The organism is Dyadobacter soli, from assembly GCF_900101885.1.
In the GTDB taxonomy this organism is placed as follows: domain Bacteria; phylum Bacteroidota; class Bacteroidia; order Cytophagales; family Spirosomataceae; genus Dyadobacter; species Dyadobacter soli.
The window spans coordinates 17,516-30,349 of record NZ_FNAN01000002.1 but is presented as its reverse complement, the minus strand read 5'-3'; the positions used below and the strand labels follow the sequence as shown (position 1 = coordinate 30,349).

Annotated in this window: 11 protein-coding genes; 9 read left to right on the top strand and 2 right to left on the bottom strand. The window is 51.2% G+C overall.

What is annotated here, in order from left to right:
- Positions 1–138 precede the first annotated feature (138 nt).
- Both BLQ88_RS36345 and BLQ88_RS02390 read left to right on the top strand, forming a co-directional pair.
- On the top strand, positions 139–354 hold the full coding sequence (locus tag BLQ88_RS36345) for a hypothetical protein (protein ID WP_090379225.1): 216 nt from the start codon (positions 139–141) through the stop codon (positions 352–354).
- Positions 355–717 (top strand): hypothetical protein, encoded by a 363-nt coding sequence (locus BLQ88_RS02390; protein WP_090146385.1) that lies wholly within the window; start codon positions 355–357, stop codon positions 715–717.
- Positions 718–755: 38 nt separating this feature from the next.
- On the opposite strand, the gene BLQ88_RS02385 is transcribed toward BLQ88_RS02390, so the two are convergent.
- On the bottom strand, positions 756–1,796 hold the full coding sequence (locus tag BLQ88_RS02385) for an NAD(P)-dependent alcohol dehydrogenase (protein WP_090146383.1): 1,041 nt from the start codon (positions 1,794–1,796) through the stop codon (positions 756–758).
- A gap of 447 nt (positions 1,797–2,243) precedes the next feature.
- On the opposite strand from BLQ88_RS02385, the gene BLQ88_RS02380 reads away from it, so the two are divergent.
- From BLQ88_RS02380 to BLQ88_RS02350, 7 genes are all read left to right on the top strand, one after another.
- Positions 2,244–3,080, top strand: a complete 837-nt coding sequence (locus BLQ88_RS02380) for a DUF6268 family outer membrane beta-barrel protein (protein WP_229212538.1) — start codon at positions 2,244–2,246, stop codon at positions 3,078–3,080.
- Between the two features lie 90 nt (positions 3,081–3,170).
- Positions 3,171–4,466: an esterase-like activity of phytase family protein gene (locus BLQ88_RS02375; RefSeq protein ID WP_090146381.1), complete on the top strand. Its 1,296-nt coding sequence runs from the start codon at positions 3,171–3,173 to the stop codon at positions 4,464–4,466.
- 70 nt (positions 4,467–4,536) lie between these two features.
- Positions 4,537–5,415: a hypothetical protein gene (locus BLQ88_RS02370; protein WP_090146379.1), complete on the top strand. Its 879-nt coding sequence runs from the start codon at positions 4,537–4,539 to the stop codon at positions 5,413–5,415.
- Positions 5,416–5,582: 167 nt separating this feature from the next.
- Positions 5,583–8,915 carry a SusC/RagA family TonB-linked outer membrane protein gene (locus BLQ88_RS02365; protein WP_090146377.1) on the top strand — a complete coding sequence of 1,111 codons (3,333 nt, stop codon included), beginning with the start codon at positions 5,583–5,585 and terminating at the stop codon, positions 8,913–8,915.
- 12 nt (positions 8,916–8,927) lie between these two features.
- Positions 8,928–10,469: a RagB/SusD family nutrient uptake outer membrane protein gene (locus BLQ88_RS02360; RefSeq protein WP_090146375.1), complete on the top strand. Its 1,542-nt coding sequence runs from the start codon at positions 8,928–8,930 to the stop codon at positions 10,467–10,469.
- A gap of 98 nt (positions 10,470–10,567) precedes the next feature.
- Positions 10,568–11,140 (top strand): Crp/Fnr family transcriptional regulator, encoded by a 573-nt coding sequence (locus tag BLQ88_RS02355; RefSeq protein WP_090146373.1) that lies wholly within the window; start codon positions 10,568–10,570, stop codon positions 11,138–11,140.
- 75 nt (positions 11,141–11,215) lie between these two features.
- Complete coding sequence (locus BLQ88_RS02350; RefSeq protein WP_090146371.1) at positions 11,216–11,956, top strand: SDR family oxidoreductase; 741 nt, start codon at positions 11,216–11,218, stop codon at positions 11,954–11,956.
- 37 nt (positions 11,957–11,993) lie between these two features.
- Here the strand turns inward: BLQ88_RS02350 and BLQ88_RS02345 are convergent, their stop codons facing one another.
- Entirely contained in the window at positions 11,994–12,746 is a 753-nt protein-coding gene (locus BLQ88_RS02345) for a DeoR/GlpR family DNA-binding transcription regulator (protein WP_090146369.1), read from the bottom strand.
- Positions 12,747–12,834: the final 88 nt, after the last annotated feature.

The window sequence follows — 12,834 nt, the reverse complement described above, 5'->3', positions numbered from 1 at the left end:
TTCCGGACGGTACTTTTGTTGATAAAGAGGTGGTTAGCTTCCCGCAGGATAAACGGTATTTTATTTGCTTTGAAAGCCGAAAAGAGGATAATACATTTGGCTGAAACAAAGGTAGTTAATCACTTAAATCACGTTTATATGGGACCCATTAACTATGAAGAATTGACCAACTACTTTTCCTGGGCTGTTTTGATCGGCCTGGGTAGTTGGGGGTTATATTCCGTTATCGATGCTTTTTCTATTTTCTTCAAGGATGAAGTTACATTCTACAATCCTGAAAATGGTAAGACGATCACATTCAGGAAACATCCACCGAAAGATTTTGACAAAGAATTGATAGATTTTTGGAAGTAAATGCATTTACAGAAAACCAGAAAAAGGATTCCGGTTAACAAGGCTGATAGCACTGTTACCGCTGTTGCCTCATTCTATTCAACACTTTTTCTTCAACTTCCCGAGTCGGGATTTAAAGGAATAGTTTCGGTGTGTGCCCCTGTTTTCGGCTACATTACATTTATCGTTTGGAAGGTTTTGCATGCTCAATTGCGTTTGGTTTACTATGCATATGGAAATAAAAAATGCATAGCCGAGTTGGAAGTTGCAAAAGCTAAGCCGGGAGTATGTTGTGAAGATGTACAGGAAATCGAAAAGAGAATCAAGATTTTGAGGAATGCGATGTATGAACGGAGAATGGATGTTTTCGAGGGAATATGGTGAATGCCCCCGGCACCATTGCGGGCACCGGGGCATGAAACTTACAATGTTGCCATATCAATCACAAACCGGTACCGTACGTCGCCTTTCAGCATGCGCTCGTAGGAAGCGGTAATGTCTTTGATATCGATGAGCTCAATGTCGGAGACGATGTCATGCTCGGCGCAGAAATCGAGCATTTCCTGCGTTTCAGCGATGCCACCGATACCGGAGCCTGCCATACTGCGGCGGCCCGTCAGGAGCGAGAATGGCTGAACGGAATAGGGCTCGGTAGGAACACCTACATTGATCAGGGTTCCGTTCGTGCGGAGGAGCGACAGATACATATCCATATCGTGCACCGCGGAAACGGTGTCGAGGATGAAATCGAAGCTGCCTTTTACTGCTTTTACCTGTTCAGGATCGGAGGTTACTACGAAATGGTGTGCGCCCAGATCCTTCGCCGCTTGCTCTTTCGAAGCAGACGTGCTGAGGACGGTCACTTCGGCACCGAATGCAACACCGAATTTTACGCCCATATGGCCCAGTCCGCCGAGGCCGAGTACTGCCAGTTTATGACCTTTGCCCACTTTCCAGTGACGGAGCGGCGAATATGTGGTGATACCGGCGCAAAGCAGGGGAGCGGTTGCGGCCAGGGACAGCTTGTCGGAAACCGAAAGGACGAATTCCTCGCGTACGATAATGGTGTTGGAGTAGCCACCATAAGTCGGTACGCCGCTGCGGTCGAGGTTGTTGTAGGTTTGGGTATTACCGTCGAGGCAGTATTGTTCCAGGCCGTCTTTGCAGTTTTCGCAAACCTGGCAGGAATCGACCATGCAACCTACACCGGCGAGGTCACCAGCTTTGAATTTCTTCACGTGCGCGCCTACCTGCGTAACTTTTCCGACAATTTCATGACCGGGAACCATCGGGAAAACGCCCGGAAACCATTCATCTTTGATCTGGTGCAGATCGGAGTGACAGACGCCGCAATAGTGGATTTCAATCTGAACATCGTGCGGGCCGACGTCCCTTCTTTCAAATTCCCACGGCGCGAGGTCGGTTTCAGGAGTTTGGGCTGCGTATGCTTTTGCTTGAATCATGTCAGAAAAAGGGGTTTAATTCAAATACAAAATTAGTAACCTGTTTGCTATGCTGATTAATACTTTCAAATCATTGCTTATAGTTTTCAAACAATGCCGTTTGTGGCCCGTTTTTCAGAGACTTTCTTTTTCGTGAGTAGGAGGGGCGATTTTGTACCAATAAAAAATTACTGTTCGCTCATCCGAAACTGCCCGCTGATTCGTTTATTATTTCATGCCGGCGCAACGTATATTAGTAATGCGTTCCCGGCGGGATTTTACTTCCGGAACTTAATGAATATATCATTGCGTTACCGGCTCATAACGAATAATTTAGTGCAGGTTAGAACTATTACCACCATTTACAGGCGAAGTATGCAGTTTCGGAGGCCGGAGGCATTTGCGTTTTTCTTATCCTTATGGGGCATAAGCATGGTTTGTTGTGCCCAAAAGCCCGGTTTACCTGGTATGGCTCCGTCCAAATGGATCACTTTTCGAACCACGCATGCGCCTGGGAAAGTTTACCGATTTGCCAACAGCGGGAACAAGACGTTTACCAACGAGGAAATGTATGTCCGCGCCTGGCTGCCGGTTGTTCATAAAAAGAATTTTGCATTGGTACTCGGGCCGAATTACCGTGCAGAGCAGCTGGAATTCAAGAGCAGCGGAGAAAATCCTGCCAAGAAATTCGAGGGCTGGAACTTGCGGACTTTTGCATTGGACCTGAACTCATTTGTACGGCTGGATAGCACTTCCTGGCTCGTTCTGACCTCCCATATCAACAAAACCGGCAATTTTGCAATGCTTTCTGCGAAGGAAATCCCGCTGAATTACACGTTTTCCGCGTCCTATTTGAAAAGAATGTCGCCTAATAAAGAAATCGGTGCCGGGGTCATCTTTAACAAAAGCTACAAAATGACCTTCCTGCCTGTGTTTCTCTTCAATTATAACCTGTCAGAGAGAGAGGGCATTGAAATCATGCTTCCCAAGAAAATGGCGTGGCGGCATAATCTTTCGCCTAACGATCTGCTTTATTTCAAAGCCGAAGCCGTTACGCGAACGTATTATCTCAACCGTGTGGCCGAAGGTACGCCCGACGTGTGCCGCCGGATCGATGTCGATATGGGTATTTCCTACAACCGCCGGTTCGGGAAATTCGGTGGGGTAGAGGTGTTTGGCGGCTACCGCAAGAACCTTTCCAACAAAATGGTCCATGATGCGGTACCCGTGCGTACTTCCGGGCTCGCGGCGACCGTCGAGTTCTACATTCAGCCGCCCAGTTTCAGGGGAAAAGGCCGGCATTGAGGCTTAACAATATGTTGATTTGACGGATTGTGAATTAATCTTCGGGTAAAATCGGCCGGTGTAGTTTTACGCAAACTAACCTGGACACAGATGAAACCCTTTTTACTCTCGCTCATTTCTACGGCTGCTGCCGTGGCCATATTGAATAGCTGCACGGACCACGGTTTTCCTACCGACAATTATCCCGACAGGGCCGAAGCGCAAAACCCGACCATCATCACAACGGTGGGTAGCGTTAAAGTCTACAATGGCGGTTTCGGATCTGCCTTGGCGCAGGACCCGAACGACCCGATGGCCTTTTACCTTCTTACCGACCGCGGTTCGAACATCGACGGCACGGTTACCGACTCCAAAGTATTCGCGGACCCCAGCTTTGCCCCGCAAATCGGCAAGTTCAGACTGATCGGCGATCAACTCGTGTTGGAAAAGACCATCGAACTCAAAAATGAAAATGGCGCGAAGCTGAATGGCCTCCCTAACCCTCCCGGATTCGGTTATAGCGGTGAGCTGGCGCTGGACGTGAACAACCAAACGTTGGCGAACAGCGTCGACGGACTCGATTCCGAAGGGATGGCGCTTGCGAAGGACGGTACTTTCTGGGTGAGCGACGAGTATGGCCCGCATATCGTGCATTTCGATGCGACTGGTAAGACGCTGGAACGCATTAACCCATTCGGTAATGGCGTTGGTGGCCGCAAAATTCCCTTGGTTTTTGCCAAGAGGCGTCCTAATCGCGGAATGGAGGGTATAACCATCACGCCCGACGGTAAAACACTCGTCGGTATCATGCAATTCCCGCTCTATAACCCGTCGGCAGGCGATGTTTCCGGCTCGCTCGTGACGCGTATCCTCAGTTTCGACATTGCCAGCGGCGCCAGCAAGGAGTATGTGTATCTCATTGACCGCGCCAATTTGCAGGCAAACAGCGAAATCGTTGCGATCGACAATTCCACTTTCCTCGTGCTCGAACGCGACGGCGAATATGCGACCAATGCGAACCGCGCAACGGTGATCAAAAAGGTGTATAAAATCGATATCAGCAACGCGACCGATATTTCGGACCCGGCCAATGGTGCGACGGGCAAGCTGTACGGCGGGCTCACAGTAGAGCAGCTGAAAACCGAGGCAAACCTGACTGCTGCCGGTATTAAACCCGTAACCAAAACGCTCGTTGCCGACCTGATGACCGACATCCCGACGCTCTACCCGCACGATAAGGCCGAAGGTATCGCCATCATCAATTCCACTACGATTGCCATTTCAAACGACGATGATTTCGGCGTAGTGGGCGCGGGCGGCGTGTACGCTCAGAAGCTTCTTCCGGCAACCGGCGCTGTGGACCGCAACACCATCTATTTCGTGAAATTGAAACAACCGCTCTGGTAATCATCTGAATTTTCAAGCGGGTGCGGGGCTTTGCTTTGCACCCGCAATTTTTTTAATACCCCATATCAAAATGAAACTATTCAAATTCCTGGCAGCAGCCAGTGTTGCGGCGACCACCGCAGCATTCATCCTCCCCGGCAAACCTGAAATCTCACTCGTTTCTTCCCATACCATCGATTCGCTGGGTGCCTGCCAGGGCGCATCGTTTTTAGATGGCAAAGTGTATTTGTACGGCGACCGCGAGGTGGGGATGGTGCGGGAGTTCAGCCAGAAGGGCGATTCCTTACATTATACTGGAAAGGAAATCCGGCTGACGGTGGACGGTAAAGATGTGATCAACCACCCGACGGGCATTGCAAAGCATGGCAAGCTGCCGGTTTTCATGGGTAACAGCATCCGGCTGAATGCGGAAGGGACTTTGTGGCGTGCGGTCATCTACCAGGTCGATTGGAACGGAATGCTGAAAACCGGAAGCCTGGACGGTAACCTCATCAGCACAATCGAGGATGATGCCTGCATTCAGGGAACACGGCCGGAATATGTTGAATACAATGGCAAATGGCTCGTGGCGACGGCCGACTACGGCGACAAGCGGAACGAGGTGCGGCTGTATGATCCTTCTGTTTTGCAAAAAGCGGACAAAACCAGCGCCCCGGGTGTGCTGGTGAAGAAGTTTAGCTGCGGGCCGTGGGTGCAGAACCTGCATTGGATTCCGGAGAAAGGGGTTTTAGTATTAATTCAAAATCAAATAGAGGGCCGTCGCTGGCGGTTCACATTTGTCGATCTTAAAAAATCACTGGAAAAAGGGGAGCAGGTGGTGCTGAACTCCGTGGATATCGACAAGGCCGACGAGCTCGAAGGATTTACATTTACCGGCACTTCTTCCAAAGGCATTGCGGTCACTTCTTCGCGCAAAAGTAACGTGCACCAGGTGCATGTTAATTGGTAAACGGTTACTTTCAGTTCTTGAAAATTTTACATTTTCATAATAACCACGTTCGATTCACTTAATAGTCGAAAGGTACTTTTGCGCTCGATTTTTGAGCACGAGGCAGAAGTATTTTAAAGTGAATTGCAACGTGTTTTCTTGTTTTTGTTAAATTTTTTAAAACTATTATGAAGAAACTGATACTGCCAATTGTTCCGTTGGTAATGACAGGTATCCTGGTTTTCAGTCCGGGCAGGCATGCAGTGGCTTCCGGTAAAGGCCGGATGATGTTGGAAAGGCCGACCCGCGCGCAAACCGTGACGGGGAAAGTGGTGGATGAGACCGGTCAGCCGTTGCTGGGTGTTACGGTTTTGGAGAAAGGTACCAACAAGGGCGCGGTAACCGACGCAGCGGGTAACTTCTCGATCGAGTCGGGCCAGGGCGCCACGCTGGTATTTTCATTTGTAGGTTTCATAGCGCAGGAAGTGGTGGTTTCGGGTAATGCGCCGCTGGCCGTTACTTTGAAGGAGAATGCCATGATGCTGAACGAATTTGTAGCGGTAGGTTATTCGATGATGCGTAAAAGCGACCTTACCGGCGCTATTTCGAGTGTTAAGGCAAAAGAATTGAATTTGTCGACGCCGACCGTCGGACAAGCGCTCGTGGGTAAGGTAGCGGGTGTGCAGATCTCGCAGGTGAGCGGCGCGCCTTACGTGGGTACGAAAATCCGCGTGCGTGGTGTGGGCTCGGTAAATGCAAGCTCGGACCCGTTGTACGTGATCGACGGCTACCCGGCTGGTAATGATGTTTTTATCAACCCTAATGATATCGAATCGATCGACATCCTCAAAGATGCGGCGTCGGCGGCTATTTACGGTTCGCGTGCAGCAGGTGGTGTGGTTTTGATCACGACCAAAAGAGGGAAAGAAGGAAAGGGGCGATTGGAATACGAATACCAGTTTGGTGTAAACCAGCTGAGCAAGAAAGTAAAGCTGCTCGACGCTTCTGAATTCGGTCAGCTGGTAATAGACGGCCGGAATGCAAGCTACCGCGACCTGATGGTGAACGGGGGAAAGACCTGGAACGACGGCATGTATTCCGACGACAATGCGACGCGTATCAAAAACGTGGGTAATGCGGGTTCTGTAAGTATCCCTACCGATTTGTACGATTTCGCGACCCAGAAACTGATTACTCCTAAATACAATACCGACTGGCAGGACGAGCTGTACCGCAATGCGCCGGTGCACCGTCATAACATTTCGTTTTCGGGTGGGAAGAACGGCTTGCGGTACGCGATCAGCGGCGGGCAGCTGAACCAGCAGGGGATTATCCTCAGCACGGGCCAGCACCGCACCAACTTCCGCGCCAACCTCGACGCGGATGTCAATAAGAAACTGAAAGTGGGTGCGAACCTCGCGTTTACCTACAACAGCAACCGCGAGGTGCAGGAAGGCCGTTTCGACAAAGGCCCGATCCTCGGCGCATTGATTTACATGCCGATTTTCAAAGCATATAATGAAGACGGCAGCCTTGCGAAGAACGAAGCTGCGTCATTGAGCTCGGCTTACGGCTACCAGTCGATCGAAAACCCGGTTGCATTGGCGACCGAGACGCATATTAACCGTAAAGGCCAGCGTGGTACATTCAGCGGTTTTGCGACTTACGAGATCATTCCCGACCTGAATTTCAAGGTTAACCTCGGTTTGCAGACTTATTCGGAGAAATATGAATTTTATGCGCCTACCAGCCTGAGTAGCGGTGCCAATCCTCCGGGATCACCACAGGCGATCGCCGCCGCGAATGCGGTAGCACAGTCGACGCAGCAAATGGATAAGCTGGCCGAGTTTACATTGAACTACAAAAAACAGCTCGGAAAGCATAGTATCGACGGACTGATCGGTTATACGACCCAGGAAAACAACCGTGACATTATTTCGGTAACGGCACGCGGCTTTTCTAACGACCGTATCGAAGAGATTACCGGAAAAGGAGCGGATGCTACTTTCTTTGGATTGAATACCGGCACCGACCAAACTGGAAAAGTGAACTGGACATTGCTCTCGTACCTGGCACGCGCCTCCTACAACTACGATAGCAAGTATTACCTGACCGCCACTTTCCGTACGGATGGTTCGTCGCGTTTCGGCCCGAACAACCGCTGGGGTAAGTTCCCGTCGGTATCGGCAGGCTGGAACATTTCCAACGAGGAGTTTTACAAAAATTCGTTAGGCAATACTTCTACACTTAAACTGCGTGCAAGCTGGGGGTTGAGCGGTAACAACAACATCGGTAATTACAACTTCCTACAAACCATGGCTGCTCCGGGCGGGGTAGTTTACGGCAACGGGTCTGTGAATACCGCATTGTGGGCGACGGGTATCAAAGACCTGAACCTGGGCTGGGAGTCGACATCACAGTACAACTTCGGTGCCGACCTGGGCCTGTTCGATGACCGTTTGTCGATCATGGCGAACTACTACATCAGCCGCTCGTTCAACCTCTTGTTCAACCAGCCGCTGTCGGCCATTTCCGGTGCCTCGACGATCCTGACCAACCTCAGAAATTCGAAAGTACAGAACAAGGGTATCGACCTTCAAGTGGACGCCCGCGTGATTTCTACCAAAGATTTTGACCTGAATGTGGCCGGTAACATTTCCGTGAACCGCAACAAGGTACTCGATATGGGTGGTGCGAGTACGATCATCACCGCCGGTGCCGAGCGCTCGTACCTGACGCACATTACGCAGGAGGGCCAGCCGATCGGGATGTTCTATGGTTTTAAGGTGAAAGGTATGGTGCGCGAAAAGGATATGGAGAATATCGCGGCTGACAATGCAGTTTACAATGCCTCGACGCAATCTTACCCAACTGGCTATCAGCTGAAAGGGCCCGCACGTTCGACGGCTTCTACCAATCCGCTTCGTCCGGGTGACCTGTATTTCGAGGATGTTAACAATGATGGCGTCGTAAATGATGCCGACAAGCGGGTAATCGGTTCGCCGCATGCGAAATTCACTTACGGCTTCGCGATTACGGCCAGCTACAAGAGCTTCGATTTCAGCTCGTCGTTCAATGGTAGCTATGGCAACAAGGTGCTCGACGGCCAGGATTATTATTTGTACAACATGGAGGGATCGGGTAACCAGTATTCCAAAGTGGCCAACCGCTACCGTTCGGAATCGCAACCGGGCGACGGGCACGTGTACCGCGCCTCACGCGGGGGTACGCAAAGCAACAGTACGCGTTTGTCGACTTTCTATTTGCAGGACGGCTCGTTCCTGAGATGTACCAACCTCACATTGGGCTACAACATGAACAGCATCGGCAGCCTGACCAACAATGCCATCAGCGCATTGCGTGTGTACATCGGCGTGGACAATGCTTTCACTTTGACCAAGTACCTGGGCTACAACCCGGAGGTGGATTACAACAACGGGGCTAACCTGACACCGGGTGTGGATTACGGGAAATACCCGCTCGTGCGTGCCTACAACATTGGTGCCCGTATTACATTTTAAGCAGCAGAAGAGATGATCAAGCGTAAATACATTTTCAATACATTGTTTTCAGCATTCGGACTGGTGGCCCTCGCGGGTTGTTCCAACGATTTCCTCGATCAGGAAAACCCGAATGCAGTGTCGGCGCCCACTTTTTACCGGACGCCCGATGACGTGGCACTGGCCGTGAACGGTATCTATAACTCGCTTCGCGATGGTAATGGCATCGGCGAAAACAGCGGGTTGTTCAGCGAGGAGCGTTCGGATAATACCGGCCGTAACGACAATCAGTCGAATGCCGGCGAGCCGTTCCAGTTCAACGACTTTTCGTTGTTACCCAGCAATACTAACCTGAAAAACCACTGGCTGCAATTGTTCCAGATGGTAACACGCTGCAACCAGGTGCTGGCGGGTATCGAGCGGGTAACTTTCACGGATAACAACCTGAAAGAGCAGTACAAGGGAGAAGCGAAATTCATCCGCGCTTTGACCTACTTCCACCTCGTGCGCAAATGGGGAGATGTGCCTTTGGTAACCAAAGAATTGCTCAGTACCGACGAGGTAACAGCCGCGACCTTCCGCGAGAAGCAGGATGTGGTGTACAACCAGATCGCACAGGATCTGAAAGACGCGGTTGCGTCGACTCTGCCCGACAAGCAAACTGCGAATACAAAAGGCAAGGTGACCAAAGCTGCCGCCAATGCATTGCTCGGCCAGGTGTACCTTACGATGGCGGCCACATTGGACGCCGCTAACCGTACGGCTAACCTGAACGAGGCGAAGAAATACCTCACGGCTTCGTACGAACTGCGCTCATTCGGCGAGTTGAAGGAAGTTCCTTATGCCGATGTGTTCGATGTGGCTAAAAAGTCGACCAATGCGGAGATTATCTTCCAGGTGGTGAACAAGCAGGGGGATATCAACTTCTCATCTTCGATTGCCCGGAACAACCAGGCGAAAGGGGAGACGATCAATTCATTGTTCGCATCGTCGGGCTCGGGCGGTAATGTTACGCCTGATCTTGTGCTGGATTATGAAGAGGGTGATGCGAGAAAAGACTTTTCGATCAAATATGCCAACGATCCGATCGTGAAGGACTATTTCATCACCAAATACCGCGACGCCAGCTCGGCAGCGACTACTAACGGCTACGGCGGCAACGACTGGATACTGATCCGATACGCCGACGTAATCCTGATGCTCGCCGAAGTGCATATGCAACTGGGCGACGAACCGACCGCCATTACATTCCTCGACCAGGTACGTGAGCGCGCCGGCTTGCCGAAATACGCGGTTTCCAAAGCCAATGCGGATTACGCAGCCAAATATCCGACCTTGAAACTCGCCATCCTGCACGAACGCCGTGTGGAGCTTGCATTCGAAAACCACCGCTGGTTCGACCTGCTGCGTTTCTTCACGACCGACGAACTCGTAGCTTATTTCAAGAGCAAAAAGCAGGAGAATTTCGGTATCGCGAAGCTCAGCAACTTTGGTAAAAAAGATCGCTACTATCCGATTCCGTTTGACGAAACCAAACTGAACCCGGAGAAAATGTACCAGAACGAAGGGTATTAAAACCTGAACCGGACTATTACCAAGCCCTGTGCCGCACAAGCGCAGGGCTTTTTTGTTTCCGAGGATATTATATTTGAATAACCATCTGAAAGAGCCGCATGCCGCAAAGACTGATCTCGATCCTTCAACTTACCCACGCCATCCCGCACGCCGACCAGGAAACGATCCTGAATGCATTTACTATGCGGCAGTTCAGGGAGGGCGATGTGCTGTTCAAAGGCGGCAAGATTTGCCAGGAAATGTTTTTTGTATTGAATGGTGTGCTGCGCATTATGGTCACCAACGAAAAAGGCAACGAAGTGACGCATTACTTTTTGAAGGAAAACCAGTTCTGCACTATCCTGAACAGCTTTAACGATCATGTGACGGCGCACGAGAGCATTTGCGCGGCCTGCAATGTGCAGGTGTTGAGCATCACCAAAGCCGATTTGTGGACACTTTACACCCGCGTTCCCTACCTGAAAGCGATAATCGACACGATTACCAACCAGACGTTGCTCGAAAAGATCCAGATCCGCAATGCCTACCTCGGCCAGGATTCGGCCATGCGATACCGGCAATTTCTGTCGCGGCAGGCGGATATTGCCACGCGCGTACCGCTGTCCGACGTAGCTTCCTACCTTGGCATTACGCCGCAATCCCTCAGCCGCATTAGGAAAAACCTTCGGTAAACGCTTTTTACCATTTGTTAAGCGCTTTGGCGGGTCGGTAGGGGAGATTTGTATTGTCAAAAACAATCAATACAAATGGAAACGTCAAATTCAGATTTCTCTCTAAAAGGTAAAAAAGTAGTAATCCTGGGCGGGAGCTCCGGGCTCGGGCTGGCTACGGCCCAGGCGGCAGCGGCGGAAGGCGCGAATGTGGTCATTGTGTCCAGCAATGCGGCGCGGGTGCAAAATGCGGTAGCGCAATTGCCTGGTAATGCTTTCGGAATGCAGGCTGATTTGTCGGATGAGTCGTCCATTCAGCGGCTTTTCGAGGAAATAGGTACGCTCGATCACCTTGTTTTTACAGCAGGCGAAAGCCTTTTGTTAAGCAAAATAGCCGATACGGAAGTTGCTATGGCCCGGGCGTTTTTTGACCTGCGTTACTGGGGTGCATTCATGGCGGTGAAATACGCGGCACCGCGTATCAATGCAGGTGGTTCGATCGTGCTCACGGGCGGGATCGTGAGCGCACGCCCGAATGCGGGTTGGTCCATTGGCGCGAGCATTTGCGCAGCTATGGACGGTTTCACGCGGGCGATGGCGGTGGAACTAGCGCCGGTACGGGTTAACCTCGTTTCGCCGGGTGTGATCCGCACAAATTTATGGTCTTCGATGGCGGAAACGGAGCGGGACGCATTCTACGATCAGGTCGCGGAGGCACTGCCTGTGCGTCATTTAGGCGAGGCGGAGCAGGTGGCGCAAACTTACCTCTACCTCATGAAGCAGCCCTTCGTAACCGGCCAAATCCTCGTTACCGACGGCGGCGCGGTACTGGTGTAGTTGGTCCGTGACCTTGGCATTCAGGTGCATTTCTGCGTTATCCCGCAATTTCCACATTCAGCCCGCCTTGCCGCAATGCGGCGGTCTTAGCGGCGTCGGCATCGGTAATGAGCGTGTGAATGGCTGATAGCTCGGCGAATTTGACGTAGCTGTCCTTGCCGATCTTGGAAGCGTCGCATAGCAGCATTACCTGGCCCGCGTTTCGTATGAATGCAGTCGTAATGCTCGATTCGTGCTCGCTGTGGGCGGTAAGGCCGTTTTCTGCCGACAAGCCGTCCACGCCGATGAATGCTTTGTGCGCGTGGTAGCCATTGATATGCTGCACGGCCTTGTCGCCATGCACTGCTTTCCGCGCCTTGTTCAGTTCGCCTCCGATGAGGTTTATCTGGATGGAAGGAACGTCGATGAGCTCCGCCAGAATAGGTAACGAGTTGGTAATGACGCGAATGCTTTTCTTTTTTAAAAACCGGCACATTTGGAATACCGTGCTGCCGCAATCGAGGAAGATAATGTCGCCATCCTGCACATAGGAGGCTGCTTTTTCCGCAATCTGCTCTTTCACGGTGTTGTTGACGCCCGATTTCTCCGAAAACCCGGTAAGTACCGGGTTTTCCATTTTCATGGCGCCTCCATGCGTGCGCATGAGCAGGCCTTCTTCGGCGATATCGCCCAGGTCGCGGCGGATCGTAGCCGGCGAGGCTTCCAGTATTTCAGCCAGTTCGAACACGCTGAGGCTTTCAGCTTCGTCGAGGGCTGCGAGAATTTTTTTCTTCCTCTCTTGAAAGTTCATAGTAAATGTTTACTTTTGATCAAAAATAGTCAAAATTGATTAATTTTAATCAAATCTAGTAGCCTTGAATGGCGTTAATGCTCGCCAA